Raw genomic sequence first — 18303 nt, 5'->3', positions numbered from 1 at the left:
CGCTCCGTGCCAAGAGCAGACGCTGGTAATTCGGGTAATGGTGCCAACTTACTGATTTAGTGTATGATGGTGTTTTTGAGGTGCTCCAGTGGCTTCTGTTTCTATCAGCTGTCCCTCCTGTTCAGCTACTGAAGGCGTGGTGCGTAACGGTAAAAGTACTGCCGGACATCAGCGCTATCTCTGCTCTCACTGCCGTAAAACATGGCAGCTACAGTTCACTTACACCGTCTCTCAGCCCGGTACACACCAGAAAATTATTGATATGGCCATGAATGGCGTCGGATGTCGCGCCAGTGCACGCATTATGGGCGTTGGCCTCAACACGATTTTACGACACTTAAAAAACTCAGGCCGCAGTCGGTAAACTCACGCATACAACCGGGCAGTGACGTCATTGTTTGCGCGGAAATGGACGAACAGTGGGGTTACGTCGGCGCTAAATCACGCCAGCGCTGGTTGTTTTACGCGTATGACAGGATACGGAGGACGGTTGTGGCGCACGTATTCGGTGAACGCACGTTGGTCACGCTGGAGCGTCTTCTGGGCCTGCTGTCGGCCTTTGAGGTCGTGGTATGGATGACGGATGGCTGGCCGCTTTATGAATCACGCCTGAAGGGAGAACTGCACGTTATCAGCAAGCGATATACGCAGCGCATTGAGCGGCATAACCTGAATCTGAGGCAGCATCTGGCAAGGCTGGGCAGGAAGTCACTGTCGTTCTCAAAATCGGTGGAGCTGCATGACAAAGTCATCGGGCATTATCTGAACATAAAACACTATCAGTAAGTTGGAGTCATTACCGGTGCTCTGATATATTTATTATACTATAGTGGGGTATGTGTTGATCTTAATGTAATACTCCCCTATAGTATAAGAAATACAGAGCAGTGAGGTAAGCAATGCCCAGTACTCCTGAAGAGAAAAAAAAGGTCCTAACCCGGGTTCGCCGTATCCGGGGTCAGATTGATGCTCTGGAAAGAGCACTTGAAAGTGGCGCTGAATGCCGTTCCGTTCTCCAGCAAATCGCCGCCGTCCGGGGCGCCGCTAACGGACTGATGGCAGAGGTGCTGGAGAGCCACATACGGGAAACCTTTGACCAGAATGACAGCTACAGTCATGAAGTCAGTAAATCAGTTGACGATACGATTGAGCTGGTTCGTGCCTATCTTAAATAGGTGAGGCCATTATTACATTGAGGATATATTACGTATGAAATCACGTGCCGCTGTTGCATTTGCACCAGGGAAGCCCCTGGAGATTGTTGAAATTGATGTTGCTCCGCCTAAAAAAGGCGAGGTGCTGATTAAAAACACCCACACAGGTGTCTGCCATACCGATGCCTTTACCCTCTCAGGGAATGACCCTGAGGGCGTTTTCCCGGTGGTTCTCGGCCACGAGGGAGCCGGTATCGTCGTTGAAGTTGGTGAAGGCGTCACCAGTGTGAAGCCGGGTGACCATGTTATTCCGCTCTACACCGCTGAATGCGGGGAGTGTGAATTCTGCCAGTCCGGTAAAACGAACCTCTGTGTATCGGTTCGCGAGACTCAGGGCAAAGGACTGATGCCTGACGGGACCACTCGCTTTTCATACAACGGTCAGCCTCTTTACCACTACATGGGATGTTCCACATTCAGTGAATACACCGTTGTGGCCGAGGTTTCTCTGGCAAAAATTAACCCGGAGGCGAACCATGAACACGTCTGCCTGTTGGGTTGTGGCGTGACTACCGGTATTGGCGCCGTCCATAACACGGCTAAAGTGCAGCCGGGCGATTCAGTTGCCATTTTTGGTCTGGGGGCAATTGGTCTGGCTGCGGTACAGGGGGCCCGTCAGGCAAAAGCGGGACGTATTATCGCTATCGATACTAATCCGACAAAATTTGACCTGGCCCGTCAGTTCGGGGCCACTGACTGCATTAACCCGAATGATTATGACAAACCGATTAAAGATGTTCTGCTGGATATCAACAAGTGGGGTATTGACCATACCTTTGAATGTATCGGTAACGTTAACGTCATGCGTGCAGCGCTGGAAAGTGCTCACCGTGGGTGGGGGCAGTCCGTTGTCATTGGTGTCGCAGGGGCCGGACAGGAGATTTCCACCCGTCCTTTCCAGCTGGTCACCGGGCGCGTATGGAAAGGTTCCGCGTTTGGCGGAGTAAAAGGCCGCACTCAGCTCCCCGGTATGGTCGAGGATGCCATGAAGGGGGATATTGACCTTGAGCCATTTGTAACCCATACGATGACACTGGATGAAATCAATGACGCCTTCGAGCTTATGCATGAAGGCAAATCTATCCGGACAGTGATTCATTACTGATCCCATCAGAATTTTAATCAACTCAAACTGAAGGAAGTGGAAAATGACAACTCCGGTAATTTCTGGTGACGGCATCTTTTCTCATGTGTTCATTGGCGCAGCCGATGTCGAGAAATCCTCCGCATTTTACGATGTCGTCCTGGGCACGCTTGGTATCAATAACCTCGGCCCGTTTGGCAACGGCTGGGTACTCTATGGCCGCGAAAAGCCGGCATTTATCATTGCCCGTCCGGGCAACGGTGAAGCACCTTCCGCTAACGGGGTGACTGTCGGCTTCGCTGCTGCCACCCCGGAAGAGGTTGATGCTTTCCATGCTGCCGGCCTTGCCGCCGGTGGAGCTGATGAAGGTCAACCTGGCCCGCGTGGTCACCTTCCCGGGGCCTATGCTGCCTACCTGCGGGATCCGGCGGGTAACAAAATCACGGCGTATACGTTTATCTGACGTCCGGATTTAAAGATACTTCCCCTGGCTTCGGTCAGGGGAAATAACCATGAGATAACGGCTGATGGAACTCATTGAGCAGCATGCCAGCTCTGGCGGCTGGCAAAACGTGTACCGGCATTATTCACAATCCCTTAATTGTGAAATGAATTTCGGTGTGTATCTTCCTCCCAAAGCAGTAACAGAAAAACTGCCGGTACTATACTGGTTGTCGGGCCTGACCTGTACTGAGCAGAATTTCATCACCAAATCAGGTATGCAGCATTATGCAGCCCGGCATAACGTCATCGTTGTTGTCCCGGATACCAGTCCCCGGGGTAATAATGTCCCGGATGCCGACAGTTACGATCTTGGCCAGGGGGCCGGTTTTTATCTGAACGCGACGGAACAGCCGTGGAATGTTCATTACAGGATGTATGACTATATTCTCAGAGAGCTTCCGGATGTCGTCATGAATCATTTTCCTGCAACGGCAAGAAAATCTATATCCGGTCATTCTATGGGAGGGCTGGGTGCTCTGGTGCTGGCTCTGCGAAATCCTGGTGAATATGTGAGCGTATCAGCATTTTCCCCGATAGTATCGCCTTCTCAGGTGCCATGGGGGCAACAGGCATTTAGCGCTTACCTGGGTGAAAACAGAAAAACGTGGGAAGCCTACGATCCAGTCAGCCTCATTTTACAGGGTGAAAAATTACCAGAAATCTTCATTGATCAGGGGCTGAGTGACGCCTTTTATGAAGAGCAACTGCGCACCAAAATCCTTGAGAGAGTATGCAATGAGATGAACCTCAATGCGTCGTTCCGATATCATACTGGATACGACCACAGCTATTATTTCATTTCCAGCTTTATTGGTGAGCACATTGCTTACCATGCCAACAGGCTCAGGCTGTCAGCATGAGTTGATTTCCAGCCTCAGAAAATGTGCTTAATTTTCAGGCCTGAACAGGGCCTGAACCCTGCAGACCTGAGATGTACTGTAACTGAATCGCCACGGATAATCTAGACACTTCCGAGCCGTTGATGGACTGACCCCGCCCCGGTAGACGATCCTGCCCTATAGTTTGGACTGACCCCACGCCTGTAGACAAATCCTGTCCTCACGACGAGGCCTGTTCGAAGGCCTCCGGACTGACGTCGCCGAGGTGGCTGTGGCGCCGGGACCGGTTATAGAAGACTTCAATGTAATCGAAGATCCGCCCGGGCCAGATCCCTGGTTTTATATATGCGTTTTCTGATCCGTTCTTTTTTCAGCGAACTGAAGAACGATTCGGCCACCGCATTATCCCAGCAGTTGCCACGCCGGCTCATGCTCGGCGCCAGGTTATTGGCCCGGTAGAAGCGCTGCCAGTCGTCACTGCCGTACTGGCTGCCCTGATCGCTATGTACGATAACCTCGCTGTCTGGTTTTCGGCGCCAGACCGCCATCATCAGCGCGTCGAGCGCCAGTTCGCGTGAGAGAGTGGGTTTCATCGACCAGCCGACCACATTACGGGCGAAGAGATCGATAACCACCGCCAGATACAGCCAGCCCTGCCAGGTGCGGATATAAGTAATATCGGTGACCCAGACCTGGGTGGCCCGGACAACGGTGAACTGCCGCTGCACGAGATTAGGAGCAACGACTGAAGGCCTGCCAGCGATACGACGTGGCGCTTTATAGCCGCGCACAGCTTTAATCCGGTCCAGTTGCATGATCCGACCCACCCGGTTTCTACCACAGGTTTCCCCGATTTCGTTCAGATCGCCATGAACCCGCCGGTAACCGTATACGCCTCCGCTCAGGGAATATGAGTCGCGGATAAGCATCAGCAGGCGCTGGTTATCTTTATCACGCGCCGAGACAGGGTTATGCAGCCACGCATAGAACCCGGCCCGGGCGACATTCAGTACCCGACACATCGTCATCACACCCCATACAGTTCGGTGCTCATTGATAAAGCGGTACTTCAGTCGGGCTCCTTTGCAAAGTACCGCGCGGCCTTTTTCAGGATATCCCGTTCTTCTTCGGTGCGTTTTAGCTGCGCCCGGAGTTTCAGGATCTCGCTTTTAGCTTCCAGTAAATCCCGGGCATGCTGCTCGCTGTTATCAGGTTTGATAGCCCGTAGCCACTTGTAGAGGCGGTGTGCAGAGACGCCCAGACGCTCAGATACTTAGGCGACGGAATAACCGCGTTCCGTTATCTGACGGACGGCTTCTTCCTTAAATTCAGGTGTAAATCGTGGTGTGCCCATACGCTCCTCCTATACTCAAACTATAGGGCAGGATCGTCTACCGGGGCGGGGTCAGTCCAGGGAGCCGTTAACGACCTGATGGCGGTTGTTCTGGAAAGCTATCTTCGGGAGGAATTCCCCGATACGGGCAAACGAAATGAGTCGCAGAAGAGGTCAATCGACGACACCATTTCGATAGTCCGCTCCTATCTCCGTTAACTCTGCCAGGCAGATGTCTGATGGGGTCTAAAACTGTAATGAAAGGAAATGACATATGAAATCACGTGCATTATTCATCTGTATTTTTTAATTGGTACCCGAAACCGCCTGAGTGTCGCCATCAGCTGGGTCTGGAACCACAGCGTCGCGTACCGGGGAGCCCGCATTATCACGGGAGCCAAATCTCCGGTCCCGGGTACGCCGCCAGCCAGTTCTCATACAGAAGGCGGATCCGCAGGGTACCGCTGAAACTTCAGCGGTGTCCCACATGGTACCACCGGGCCCAGCTTCAGCAATCTGTTTCCAGTCACACAAACGCTTTTTTCGACGGGCTTTCTGATCGAGCGGTCCGGCACACCAGATACCGTCACAAGAGGTGGCCTTATTAAGAGCGGACACACCTAGCACAGGAAATTCTATGGCAAAGAAACTTTTCGGTTATCATCCCATCCTGACTGACGACAACAATTCAGTTGTGATTCGCGGTGCTCGCGAGAACAACCTTAAAGAGGTGGATGTTTCCATTCCGCGCAACGCATTGGTTGTTTTTTCGGGTGTGTCAGGCTCGGGTAAGTCTTCACTGGCCTTTGGCACCATTTATGCTGAGGCGCAACGGCGCTACTTTGAATCGGTTGCCCCCTACGCTCGTCGCCTCATTGATCAGGTCGGGGTTCCGGATGTGGATGCCATTGACGGACTGCCGCCAGCCGTTGCGCTTCAGCAACAACGCGGTGCCAGTAACGCGCGCTCCTCTGTCGGCAGCGTGACCACCTTATCCAGTCTGGTGCGAATGATGTACTCACGGGCGGGCGCTTATCCTGCCGGACAACCGATGCTGTATGCCGAGGATTTTTCTCCCAACACGCCGCAGGGGGCATGCCCTTCTTGCCATGGTCTGGGCCATATCTATGAGGTAACTGAAACACTGATGGTGCCCGATCCCTCACTTAGTATCCGTGAAAAGGCTATTGCTTCCTGGCCCCCGGCCTGGCACGGACAGAATCTGCGGGATATTCTGGTGACGCTGGGGTATGACATCGACACTCCCTGGAAAAATCTGCCAGCGGAAGACCGTCAGTGGATCCTTTTTACCGAAGACACCCCCACTGTACCGGTTTTCCCGGGACTGAGTCCGGAAGATACGCGCGAAGCCGTCAGGAAAAAAATGACGCCGGGTTATATGGGGACCTTCACCGGGGCACGTCGTTATGTGCTACATACCTTCGCCAGCACGCAAAGCGCGTTGATGAGAAAACGAGTCTCCCGTTTTATGGAAGGCAAGCTGTGTCCGGTCTGTCACGGGAAAAGACTGAAGTCAGAATCATTGTCCGTCACCTTTGCCGGTGTGGACATTGGTGAATTTATGCAGATGCCCTTAGACCAGCTGGCGGAATTGCTCCTTCCAATCTCCCGGGGGGATTTCAGTGCCCACCACGCCGGCGCAGATGCCGACAGGGATATCACCCGTCGGGATCTGACAGAGCGTGCTGCATCCGGAAAAGCGGTCCATTCCGATAACGCCGATGTCTGCCGGACATCGGCGTTATCGGAAGAGAAACGACTGGCGGCACAACGGCTGACCGGTGGTGTCATGGCCCGGTTGTATCAGTTGCAGAAGCTGGGGCTGGGTTATCTTACGCTGGACAGAGCAACCCCAACTCTATCTGCAGGAGAGCTTCAGCGACTGCGTCTTGCCACGCAACTCAGTTCGATGCTGTTTGGTGTGGTCTATGTTCTTGATGAACCGTCTGCGGGTCTGCACCCCTCAGACAGTAAAGCGCTTTACGATGCGCTTGAGAACCTTCGTGATGCCGGCAACTCGGTGTTTGTCGTTGAACATGATCTTAACCTGATGCGACGGGCGCAATGGCTTGTTGATGTGGGACCGTCGGCTGGTGAACAGGGAGGACATGTTCTCTACAGTGGTATTCCTGAAGATCTGAAAGCCGTCACCCAATCTCGTACCGCGCGTTATTTATTTGATGAAGTCCGGCCACCACAATCTTTTGCCCGTATCCCATCCGGGTGGCTGAAACTGCAGGGGATCCATCGCCACAATCTTAAGTGGATCGATGTTGATATTCCTCTGGGTGTGCTGACAGCCGTGACGGGAGTCTCTGGCTCCGGTAAATCCAGTCTGATTGCCCAGGCCTTACCGGAACTGGTGCTTTCTTCACTTGGCGGTGAGCCAGAAGACGTGCTTTCCGAAGCCAGCGACGCTGAGGGGCCATCCGTAACGGAGAAAACGTACGGTACCCTGACCGGTGATACCGGACTGGTAAAGCGTCTGGTTCAGGTTGACCAGAAACCGATAGGCAGGACCCCCCGTTCAAACCTGGCGACATATACCGGGTTGTTTGATCCTGTTCGTAAGCTCTTTGCCGGAACGACTGACGCCAAACTCCATCATTACGATGCGGGTCAATTCTCTTTCAATGTGGCAAAAGGCCGCTGTGCAACCTGTGAAGGTGAAGGATTCGTCAGCGTGGAGCTGTTGTTTATGCCGAGCGTGTATGCACCGTGCCCGACCTGCCATGGCGCGCGGTATAACCGGGATACTCTCAGGATCTGCTGGCAGGACAAAAATATCGCGGAGGTCCTGCATATGACGGTGGATGAAGCCAGTCAGTTCTTTGCGACTGAAGAACCAGTGGCTCGTCCCCTCCGTCTGCTGAGTGAAATTGGTCTGGGCTACCTGCGTCTGGGACAACCAGCAACCGAGTTATCCGGAGGGGAGGCGCAAAGGATCAAGCTGGCAACCGAACTACAACGTAGCCAACGTGGCCACACGTTGTATATCCTAGATGAACCGACAACCGGCCTGCATGCTTCAGACGCCGACCGCCTCCTTGTGCAGCTGCAGCGGCTTGTTGATGCAGAAAATACGGTGATAATGATTGAACACGATATGCGGGCGGTTACTCAGGCAGACCAGGTTATCGACATCGGTCCTGGAGCGGGACATGAGGGAGGACGCCTGGTTGCCGCAGGAACTCCCGAACAGGTATCGCAGGTCAAAGAAAGCCGTACCGCACAGTATATTGCCAGGGAACTCTCACGGAACGGTTAAAAAGGGCTGTGTCGTCATTGCGTCAATGGCGGCACATTCCCGGCGTGTTCTGTATCAGTAATCTCCCGCAGGTATAATTTCAGCGCATCCCACTGGTTCAGCGCGTACGCGAACGCCTTCGACAGCTCCGAGTGCCGTGACAGCGTTTTCTGCTTTTCACGCAGCCAGCCCTCCAGCGCGGTCAGCAGCGGTACCGCTTTTTCCTGCCGAATGGCCAGCCGTTCCGCCGCGCTTTTGCCCCGGATGCCCGCCTCGATGCCATACAGCTCGCCGATACGGCACAGCGCTTCGGTCGTGGTGTCAGAGGGCGTCCGCACGTGCACGTCCGCCTGCAACACCCCGCTGAACCCCGCAAGATGCGACTGCGGATGTGTAACGCTGGCGTGATAGAAATTTTAAGTCAGTCATCAGGTGTCCACCTAATTAGGGGTCAGTTTGGATATCGAAAATTATTGTACGTCAAGGTTATTTTTTGACCTCTCTACTTTAGCGGGCCTCAGCCGACGAAACTTATCGGAAGCCGGTACCGGCCAGTCTGACTGAAGATGGAAGCAAAATTAATGCTGTGGGCTACCATACCTTCTTTAACAGGTGATTTGTGAACTGCAACTTCTCGGAACGGGAGTTTGCGCAAGGACCGGAAGTCCGCTTTTCGCTCATAGCGGACCGTTCCTGCGCACATGTCTGCTATGTGGTAGAGGCAGACAATACTTACAGCACAGGGCGTTAATAAATACGGAACAGATCAACCGCAGATGCCTCCTCCTGAATGTATTAATTTTGCTATCTCGTCGGCAAAATCAGGGAACAAGTCTGGATATGGAAGCGCCTGGCAGCTGAAAGTATGAATAATAACGCCCTGACAGGATATTTTATTGCACCCTGTCAAAAGTCATACATTCTTTCCCGGTTTTTGCTTTCTCATACCGGATAACTCTATTTAAGGCTTAAGGATAACCTTCGTCCATCCTTCATCCCGCTCATCGAAGTGCTTATATCCGGCAGGAGCCTCTTCAAGCGAAAGACGATGAGAAATTATTTTGCCCGGACTGGCTTTATCGTGATGGATGAGGCGAGACAGCTGACGGTTATAGGCCTTAACGTTCGCCTGGCCGGTACGGATTGCCTGTCCTTTAAACCAGAAACTCCCAAAATCAAATGGCATCTTACCCTCTCTGGCAAGCTCCGATTCAGCCCCCGGATCCTGAGGAATAAAGACGCCAACCACACCAATTCCCCCGGTTGCTTTCGTCGACGCAACAAGACTGTTCATGGTAACAGAGTTATCTTCATGGCCATGTTTGTTACAGCACTGATAGCCAACACATTCGCAGCCACAATCCGTACCGCGTCCATCCGTCAGGTCGAGAATTTTTTGTACAGCTTCATCGCCAGTAGCATTGATGCCCGTCGCCCCCATTTTTTCAGCCAGAGCCAACCGGTCTGTGTGCGTATCAACCACAAACACCTGTGAAGCACCTTTAATGATCGCCGAATGAGCTGCCATCAAACCGACCGGCCCCGCGCCATAAATGGCCACGCTTTCACCAGGCTTCAATCCGGCAAGTTCTGTTGCATGCCAGCCGGTAGGAAAAATGTCAGAGAGCATCACATAATCATCTTCTTTTTCTGCCGCATCAGGGGGAAGAACAAGGCAGTTAAAGTCGGCAAATGGCACCCGAAGCAGTTCCGCCTGACCTCCCTCCCAGGGACCCATTTCAGCAAAACCATAAGCTGCGCCTGCCGTACCCGGATTGGTAGTGAGACAAAAGCCGGTCAGACCTTTTTCACAGTTTTCGCAAAAACCACATCCCACGTTAAACGGCAGACAAACATAGTCGCCCACCTTAATACGTTCAACGCCTGAGCCAATTTCGACCACTTCACCCAGGTTTTCGTGACCCAGAATCCGTCCCTGTTCAAAGCTGGTCCGGCCCTCATACATGTGCAAGTCCGACCCACAAATGTTGGTGGTGGTGATGCGGACGAGTACATCCGTGGGGCGGACAATTTTCGCATCCGGTACGTCTTTTACTTTTACATCATAAGGACCGTTGTAAATTACTGCTTTCATGATCTTCTCCTTCTTGCGTGCGGAAAGGAAATGCTGCCCCGCGGATTGGGGTATCAATCGAGTTTAGCTGCCATAACAGATCTCGCGATCGGCGAAAGGACGATTAGGATGTTTCTTAACTAAGTGCATTGAAGTCTGTAAGACAGGTACTTACCGATGAAGGCTGCCTGGAAAACGTAAAAACATCACACGTTAATCCGGTTTTTTTAAGCAGGCAAGGGATTACGGACAGCTTTGAGCGAGAAGCGGATAAAGTAAATCTATCTCATTTCTGCATTGTGCCAGAAGTAGACATAGGTGAATTAGGTAACCCTAGAGATGCACTTTGAATCAATGATATGAAATGCTGAAAAGGTAATTAACTAATTCAAAATTTGAATAATCAGTTATCTCTTCCATGCTTAATACGTAACCTTAGCTAAGGAGAAATTATGTTAGACGAATACAAAAAATGCATCGAAGCCTGTTATCTATGTGCAACGGCATGTGATAACTGTGCGGCTTCGTGTCTCGACGAAGAGAATCTGGAGATGATGCGCGAGTGCATAAAACTGGATATGCAGTGTGCAAATATCTGCCGTCTTGCAGCTCAATTCATGACACTAAATAGCGGGTCTGCCCAGGATCTTTGCCGTCTTTGCGCTGATGTTTGTCAGAAGTGCGGTGACGAGTGTGGAAAGCATGAACATGACCATTGTCAGGATTGCTCAAGCGCTTGTCATCACTGCGCCGAACAATGCAGAAAGATGGCCGCCTGAGAAAAACTCAAATTACCAAACCCGCTTCGGCGGGGTTTTATATTCCCGGTAATAAGTCGTAGAAGGATGAGATAGATGAGTTTAAGAGTACGGGCGGGAAATAGATCTACTCGAAAGTACTAGCCTCAATGACAAATTCTGGCACAGATTATTTGATTGGCTCAATGTCCGTTTTCGCTGACAGCGGACTGCACCCCGCCGGGGTGACCGCTTCGTGCCAGAATTGGACGTTTCCAAAATCTGCATGCACTAATCGGTGGAGAGCAGATCTCACTGCATAGCCATGCAGACGCGCAGAAATCATCAGGGGCGTTTGAAAGGTGCCGGAAACAGGCGGGAGGCCGCAGAAACGTGCTGAGGGCGCCTGCGGCGGTGCGCCCAAGGGTTGTTATGTTTAATATGGCAGAACTTTCCTGTCGCTATCATTTTGACGCCCGCTATTCGCTCATAGATATGCCTGTCGCGTTTGCGGCTTTACTTGTTATACCCAACCTGCCTGATTTTTATCGCCAGCATCCCGGAATTGAAATTATCCTGAGCAGCTCAGACCGCCGACGGAATATGCTGCATGATGGCCTGGACTGCATACTGAGGGTGGGGGAGCTGGACGATGGCGACTATATCGCAAAGGAGGTGGGAACCGTTAAAATGACGACCTGCGCCAGTCCTGCGTATCTTGATCAACACGGCACCCCGGAAACAATGGACGAGTTGCAGCAGCATCAGGCCGTCAACTGGATTAACAGCAGCAACAGACAAGTTATGCCCTGGACATTCGGGACGTCAGAGGGCTCCACCGAAATTGAACTTCCAGGCAGGCTTGTCGTGGATAACTCAGAAGCCTACATTGCAGCAGGCCTGGCGGGGCTGGGAATACTACAGGGCATGAATATTTTTTTGCAGCCTTATCTCGATCGCGGGCTGTTGGTAGAGGTTCTGCCAGATAATACGTCCCCGAATCGCAAACTGTAACTTCTGTATCCGCACCGCCATCTCTCCCGAAAAGTACGGGCGTTTACCGACTGGCTGGAAAGTTTATTGTAAACGCCTGGGGGCCTGCAGCCTGCTGGTACGTGCGCTGCCTTTTATCGGCCCGCCAGCTTCTGTATGGCTTCACGGACAGGAGCATCGCCAGACGTCAGCTCAATGATGACGCGGCTGACGGCAGGTTGCTCAATGAGTTCAGCCAGCGTAGCCGCCACGTCATCACGGGGCACGTTACCATACGGGATGGCCAGGCCGGCACGTACATAACCCGTACCAGTCTTATCCTGCAGCGCGCCGGGGCGCAGGATCACCCAGTCAAGCTCGCTTTGTGCTAGTTCCACATCGGCCATTTTTTTAACACGCATATAATTTTCGAATGATTCAGAAGTGGTTTCTCCCCGTGCGGACTCCGGGAATGCAGAAACGAGCAGAAAGCGAGACACACCGGCACTGAGGGCGGCAGCTACCGACTTTTTCAGCCCTTCGCCGTCGACCGCATTGGTCATCTCCTGTCCCCCCTTACCGCCGGCACCGGCAGTAAACACCACTGTATCACTACCTGCAAAGTGCATCGCCAGCGCAGCTGCATCCAGCTCTGTCAGGCTCCCACTGACGGGCTCAGCACCCAGCTCGCCTAGCAATGCCTGCTGCTCTGGCTTACGGTAGAGGGCACGAACAGCATGCCCCCTACCTGAAAGGATCCTGCACAGACGCTGGCCGATTTTGCCTGCACCACCGATAATGAAAACATGAACCACAGTTGTCTCCTTCTGGGGTTATGATGTGTCCGAAATTATAACCTGACATCAGGTCAGTTCCTTTGAGCCTGACCGATTGCACTGCATGCTGCTGCCAGCACCAGACAGCTGGTCAGATACTCAGTTGTTCTTATAGCTGAGAACAACAGCCGTACCGATTTAGCTCTCCCGTCACGATGAGAACTCCTGAACCGGTTACACGCAATGCCGGCCAATATCTTCCGTTATATTCGAAAGATCCACGCAAGTTACTGAAGTGCGAGGGACGCAATGTGTACCTTGAACGAACTGAAGTCAGCGGAACCCTGAAGGTTCGATTCCATAGCGTTCAGAAAACTGCTTGCTGAAGCTCGATAGTGAATTGTAACCCACCCGCCCCGCGACCGTTTTTACCGGCAGCGTCGATGTCATCAGCAGGCGGAGAGCCTCCGCGATACGTGCATCGGCGATAACTGAGCGTAAGCTGGTTGACTCACTGGCCAGGTGGCGCCGAAGCGTGGGGCCACTGAGTCCCGTCAGATCTTCAATTTCAGCAGCACTCCAGGGATGAGCCGGTTTGTCCGCTACCATCTGACGGATTTTCATGGCCAGACTTGGCTGCCGGGCTCGCAGCAAAGCATGGTATCCCATGCCATAAAGCCAGAGCACCACTTCAACCATGGCGTGCAGGGAAAGCGGACGCTTCCCTTCCCGCATTGCGGCTGTCCAGCGGTTAAGGGGTGAAAGAAGAGCTGATACGGAAATGGCTGCGATGCTGCCGGTGTCCTGTGGTGGTGGTGCGGCAAGTAACAGCCTGGCTGCTTCAAGCTGTTCCTCCGCGAGCACCACGCTCAGGGCAACAAACTCACCACTTTGTTCTGAAGGGGCATATTCTATATCGATGCTACGGGCATTCGGGACGACCATAATCTCGCCCGGGATCACCCGGTGCCATTTCTCATTTTCACGATACCGGAATTCTCCTTCCAGCGGGAAGGAAAGGGTCGCACCTTCCACCTCGAACTTCTTTACCTGATGCGTCTGTTCTGCGCGAAGGCAATCGCAGGGAAGTGGAAAACGGGAGCGTGCCAGGGTAAGAAGCTCAGCGAGGAGATCATCAACGGGAGAATCGGAAAAGCTGACTGTTTGCATATTCATCCGGAATTTGACTTTGACCGCTATTATACGTCGCCATATACAAAAGCATACAGCGACGCGTGCGGTTGTCTATTCCCGGATGACAAAAATCAGGCCGATTATAGTTATTGCCATACCCACAAGCATGGGCAATGTAATGGCCTCTCCAAACAGCAACCACGCTTCAGCTGCCGTGAGAATGGGAACCAGGTAAAAGTAAGTAGCGACTTTGGTTGCTTCACCGCTTCGTATCATAAAAATCAGCAACATAATCGCCAGAACCGATACGCCAATAACCAGCCAGCCCAGACCCAGCGCAAATGATAAGCTCCACTGCGTCGGAGCAGATTCGAACATCAGGCTAATTGCACCCATCGATATTGTCAAAGTGACGTACTGTAAAAACGTGTTCGCAAAGATATGTCCATCTCCCTGAGCACGGCGCTGATAAAGCGCTCCGATCGTTACGCCAAATAACCCCAGCATGACCGACCCAAAAGCCACAGGATCCAGTGCAAAACTATGCTGGCCTGGCGAGAGCACCAGGAAAACGCCCGCAAAGCCAATCGCAATACCCAGCCATTTCCGGGGATGCAGGGACTGACGGTGCATGAGTGAAACCAGTATTGCAGTCAGTACCGGCTGCAGGCCGGTGATGAGCGCCACAATGCCTGACGGCATGCCACGATGGATGGCATAAAAGCATCCGCCCAGAAAGAAGCTCTGCAGGAAAAGTCCGACAATCAGGTTGCGAACCATTCCTCTGCCGGACGGAAAACGGGCCCTGAACCCCAGTGTAAGCAGCAGAAGGACCAGACAGGAAAATGCGCCACGCAGGAATAAAAGATGAAACGGCGCGCTGTACTGCACGGTAAATTTGGCTGCGACAAACCCTGACTCCAGAGGAATACAAAAAGCCAGGGCGCAAGAGTAATGAGCCATTTTTTTGTGAGGCAGTGATATTCATAGTATTGCAGGTGGGTTCTTGTCGGGCGATATGAAAGGGGATCTTCCCGGTCACTATTGTGTGCACCGGGAAGGAAGGTGATCAGACTGCGGGTGACCACAGGTCGTAATTCAGTGCGAAGCTGTTACCTTCACGGATAACCTTACCGGTAGTAGGCAGGTTGAAGTGCATACCACTGACAGCCAGGTTATCGCTCGCTGCGCGGTCAAGCACTTTGCTACGGATGGCCGCCGCCGCCGCAGGATCGCTGTCGAACGCGATAGTAACGTCAGGCTGAGCAACCTGAATGTGCGGGAAGTGAACAATATCACCCCAGATGAGCAGCGACTCTTTTTCATCACCCAGCAGATAACCGGTATGTCCTGGTGTATGGCCGAACAGCGGTACAGTCTGAATACCTGGTAAAATCGCTTCCTCGCGGAATGGCACCAGTTTGTCGTCATAAGCGCTGAAGGCGTTCCTTGCTACTTCAAAGAACGGCTTGAATGCGTCAGGCGCGCCAGCGGAAATGGTTTCATCACGCCAGAAAGCGAGTTCTTTCTCATGCACAAACAACTGCTGAACATTGCGGAAAACGGGAGTCTGCAGGGGGCCTGCAAGCCCGCCGATATGGTCAGGATGCGCGTGAGTCAGGAGAAGGGTATCAATCTGAAGCGGGTCAATGCCTGCCGCGGCCAGGGCTACCTGAAGCCGACCGCCCCAGCCATTGATACCTCCGGCACCACTGTCAATCAGGATGGTTCGCTCAGGCGTCTGGATAACGTAGACGTTGATATTAATACGGGGTACTGCTGGCACACCGCGCTTCTGCAGTAAATCCTCGGCACGTGAGCCGTCAATACCAGACAGCAGCTCAAAAGATACGTCCAGATAGCCATCACTCAGCATGGTCACAGTCATGTCACCTACTTTTTTGCGATTGATAGCCGGGGCCTGCCAGTTCAGTTGTGAAGTCATATTGGTCTCCGTTACGATTAGAGGTCATCAGGTTTTACTTTAGCAATAGTAACGAAATTTCTGGTTCGAACTGCTCATCCTGCTACGTAAACCGCTCATTCTTAAAATCCGGAGCACAGCAGGTTATATTGCTTTTGCCTTTCTCATGTAAGGTGTCGGTATTATCTTTACCGGAGCCTGTAATGGACATTATTGGAATTATCATGTCGGCGGGAAAAGCCTCTGACCAGTCCTCAAGCACCCGACAATAGTGTCCCGCCTCAATCCCCGCCAGGGCAGAAGACTCCGGCAGGTAGGCCAGGCCGTAGCCATCTTTTACTGCCTGAAGCATTGGATAAATGCTTGAAAAAGTAAGCTGCCCGTCCACTTTTTTCACAATCTCCCCCTGCCTGACAAATTCCCAGCCATACAGCGGGCCTGTGGGTGACAGACGTATATTGATGCAGTCATGTTTTTCCAGCTGAGAGGGATGTAGCGGCAGACCTCTTTCTGCAAGATAGGTGGACGATCCAATGACGACAAACCGTATGTCCGGTGCGATTCGGACGGCCACCATATCCTTTAATATGTCATCACCAATTCGGACTCCGGCATCAAAATTGCCCTCAACAATGTCGACAAAACCGTTCTGCTGCGACATTTCCACCTTGATATCCGAATATTTTTTTAGTAACGGTGACAATCGTGGCCAGAGACATTCATGAATCATGTGATCTGATACCGTAAGTCTGACCAGCCCAGCCGGTGTATGGCGCAGTCTCTGAAGAGCTGTCACGCCCGCTTCAATGCGCGCAAGACCGGGTTCAAGCGTCAGTAATAATTGTTTACCGGCTTCGGTGACAGCCACCCGCCTGGTTGTACGCATAAGTAACGGCATGCCAACGCGCTCCTCGAGACGACGTATCGTGTGTGAAAGCGTGGATGCCGAGATCCCGAGGCGGACAGCAGCCCGTGAAAAACTGCACTCCTGTGCTACTGCCATGAATGCAACATAGTCATTAAAATCGTGACGCATACCGTTCCCGTTCAGGATCTCCGATAACATTATCAGAACCATTTAGGTTCATGATGCCGATTCTGTGAGCCATCAGGCAACCCCCCCGTTCCGCTCATCCGATCATAATTTTTATAAATCTAGATATTGGTAAATCTCAATATGTGGAATAAAGTGTCGTGGTTCTGCGGCTACATCGGCCGAACGACGACATGCCAGGTCGTAAATGCTGAGACATGGCGTTTCAGTGATATTGAAAATTCGCTATATCAGGATATGTAATGAAGACGAAAAACCTGTTCTCTCCCACCAGACTAGGTCCCTACACCCTGAAGAATCGTGTTGTACTTCCGCCTTTAACCCGCTCACGGAGCTCACAACCGGGTGATATTCCGAACGAACTGATGGCTGAATATTACGCACAGCGCAGCAGTGCCGGGTTTATGGTGACCGAAGGAACACAAATCGAACCTCGTGGGCAGGGTTATGCGTGGACCCCGGGGATCTACAGCTCACGGCAAGTGGAAGGCTGGAAGAAAGTGACGCGGGCAGTGCATGAAAAAGAAGGCATCATTTTTGCCCAGCTCTGGCATGTCGGAAGAGTATCCCATAACTCCCTGCAGCCATGTAACGCCTCGCCTGTCGCTCCGTCGGCGATACCGGCAGGGGAAAACGTTAAGGTATTCATCGAAACCGGGCCGGGAGAGGGTGCGCTGGCTACCGCTTCCTGCCCCCGCGCACTGGAAAAAGAGGAAATTAGTGAGATTGTCAGGATGTACGCCGGGGCAGCTCAGAACGCCCTTGATGCCGGTTTTGACGGTGTGGAAATTCACTGTGCAAATGGATACCTGGTTAACCAGTTCATGTCATCCCATAGCAACAAAAGAGAGGATGAATATGGTGGCTCATTACATAACCGGCTGCGGTTTCTGCGCGAAGTGACGCAGGCTGTCGCTGATGTGGTCGGTAAAGACCGTGTGGGAGTCCGTTTTGCTCCGCTCTTTCAGACCACGGATGAAGTAAGGGTCTATCTTGGCCTGGTGGAAGATGATCCCCATGAAACCTATACCGAAGCCGTTAAAATTCTTGAAGAAATCGGAATAGCCTATATTTCTCTTGCTGAAGCCGACTGGGATGATGCTCCCGAATTGCCTGAAGCATTCAGAGCTGAAGTCCGTAAGTTATTCAGCGGTGTAATTATGTATGCCGGGCGATATACGCAAGAAAAAGCCGAACGGATTATCGGTGCTGGCTGGGGAGACATTATCGGATTTGGCCGCCCGTTCATAGCTAATCCGGATTTACCGCAGCGCCTTTATCATGAATGGCCACTGAATCCGGTCGATCCAACAACCATGTATGGTGGAACGGCAAAAGGCTACACAGATTATCCCGCCTTTGGCTAACCATTCTTATGAGCATCAGCTTT

14 protein-coding genes and 3 pseudogenes are annotated in these 18303 nt (G+C 52.3%); 9 read left to right on the top strand and 8 right to left on the bottom strand.

All coding sequences use genetic code 11. The features are described from left to right. The first annotated feature begins 88 nt into the window (after positions 1-88). From SK62_RS02930 to fghA, 5 genes are all read left to right on the top strand, one after another. Positions 89-786, top strand: a protein-coding gene (locus SK62_RS02930) for an IS1 family transposase (protein ID WP_223195083.1) whose coding sequence is annotated in 2 segments (ribosomal slippage) — positions 89-338 and positions 338-786 — 699 coding nt in all. Because the reading frame shifts where the segments join, the coding sequence is not laid out codon by codon here. A 113-nt stretch (positions 787-899) separates the two neighbouring features. After that, on the top strand, positions 900-1175 hold the full coding sequence (gene frmR, locus SK62_RS02925; RefSeq protein WP_017384071.1) for a formaldehyde-responsive transcriptional repressor FrmR: 276 nt from the start codon (positions 900-902) through the stop codon (positions 1173-1175). A gap of 34 nt (positions 1176-1209) precedes the next feature. Next, complete coding sequence (gene frmA / locus SK62_RS02920; RefSeq protein WP_017384070.1) at positions 1210-2319, top strand: S-(hydroxymethyl)glutathione dehydrogenase; 1110 nt, start codon at positions 1210-1212, stop codon at positions 2317-2319. A 43-nt stretch (positions 2320-2362) separates the two neighbouring features. Further along, positions 2363-2761: a VOC family protein gene (locus SK62_RS02915; RefSeq protein ID WP_012561111.1), complete on the top strand. Its 399-nt coding sequence runs from the start codon at positions 2363-2365 to the stop codon at positions 2759-2761. A 64-nt stretch (positions 2762-2825) separates the two neighbouring features. After that, entirely contained in the window at positions 2826-3662 is an 837-nt protein-coding gene (gene fghA, locus SK62_RS02910; protein ID WP_012561110.1) for an S-formylglutathione hydrolase, read from the top strand. A gap of 199 nt (positions 3663-3861) precedes the next feature. Here the strand turns inward: fghA and SK62_RS02905 are convergent. Continuing rightward, positions 3862-4995, bottom strand: a pseudogene (locus SK62_RS02905) (IS3 family transposase). Between the two features lie 616 nt (positions 4996-5611). Here SK62_RS02905 and SK62_RS02895 point away from each other — a divergent pair. Then, positions 5612-8263 carry an excinuclease ABC subunit UvrA gene (locus SK62_RS02895; RefSeq protein WP_012561117.1) on the top strand — a complete coding sequence of 884 codons (2652 nt, stop codon included), beginning with the start codon at positions 5612-5614 and terminating at the stop codon, positions 8261-8263. A gap of 71 nt (positions 8264-8334) precedes the next feature. Here SK62_RS02895 and SK62_RS02890 read toward each other — a convergent pair. Continuing rightward, positions 8335-8634 (bottom strand): annotated as a pseudogene (locus SK62_RS02890) (transposase); the annotation flags it as partial. Between the two features lie 569 nt (positions 8635-9203). Further along, positions 9204-10337: a glutathione-independent formaldehyde dehydrogenase gene (locus tag SK62_RS02885; RefSeq protein WP_022651297.1), complete on the bottom strand. Its 1134-nt coding sequence runs from the start codon at positions 10335-10337 to the stop codon at positions 9204-9206. A gap of 431 nt (positions 10338-10768) precedes the next feature. On the opposite strand from SK62_RS02885, the gene SK62_RS21930 reads away from it, so the two are divergent. Together SK62_RS21930 and SK62_RS02880 are read left to right on the top strand one after the other, a co-directional pair. After that, positions 10769-11095: a four-helix bundle copper-binding protein gene (locus SK62_RS21930; protein WP_022649401.1), complete on the top strand. Its 327-nt coding sequence runs from the start codon at positions 10769-10771 to the stop codon at positions 11093-11095. Positions 11096-11542: 447 nt separating this feature from the next. Next, positions 11543-12139 (top strand): annotated as a pseudogene (locus SK62_RS02880) (LysR substrate-binding domain-containing protein); the annotation flags it as partial. Between the two features lie 41 nt (positions 12140-12180). Here SK62_RS02880 and SK62_RS02875 read toward each other — a convergent pair. From SK62_RS02875 to SK62_RS02855, 5 genes are all read right to left on the bottom strand, one after another. Continuing rightward, positions 12181-12840, bottom strand: coding sequence for an SDR family oxidoreductase (locus SK62_RS02875; protein WP_007897903.1), 660 nt, complete (start codon positions 12838-12840; stop codon positions 12181-12183). A 294-nt stretch (positions 12841-13134) separates the two neighbouring features. Beyond that, entirely contained in the window at positions 13135-13971 is an 837-nt protein-coding gene (locus tag SK62_RS02870) for a helix-turn-helix transcriptional regulator (protein WP_023279881.1), read from the bottom strand. Between the two features lie 75 nt (positions 13972-14046). Then, positions 14047-14898, bottom strand: coding sequence for a DMT family transporter (locus SK62_RS02865; protein WP_023279882.1), 852 nt, complete (start codon positions 14896-14898; stop codon positions 14047-14049). Positions 14899-15004: 106 nt separating this feature from the next. Then, positions 15005-15880: an MBL fold metallo-hydrolase gene (locus tag SK62_RS02860; RefSeq protein ID WP_017384065.1), complete on the bottom strand. Its 876-nt coding sequence runs from the start codon at positions 15878-15880 to the stop codon at positions 15005-15007. A gap of 82 nt (positions 15881-15962) precedes the next feature. Beyond that, a complete protein-coding gene (locus SK62_RS02855; protein ID WP_158002126.1) occupies positions 15963-16895 on the bottom strand; it encodes a LysR family transcriptional regulator in 933 nt (310 codons plus the stop codon). A 260-nt stretch (positions 16896-17155) separates the two neighbouring features. On the opposite strand from SK62_RS02855, the gene SK62_RS02850 reads away from it, so the two are divergent. Beyond that, entirely contained in the window at positions 17156-18280 is a 1125-nt protein-coding gene (locus tag SK62_RS02850) for an alkene reductase (RefSeq protein WP_023279877.1), read from the top strand. The last annotated feature ends 23 nt before the right edge of the window (positions 18281-18303 follow it).

Origin of the sequence: Enterobacter sp. BIDMC109 (assembly GCF_001037885.1) — a bacterium.
Lineage (GTDB): Bacteria > Pseudomonadota > Gammaproteobacteria > Enterobacterales > Enterobacteriaceae > Enterobacter > Enterobacter hormaechei_C.
This window is presented reverse-complemented; position numbering and strand designations above follow the sequence as displayed.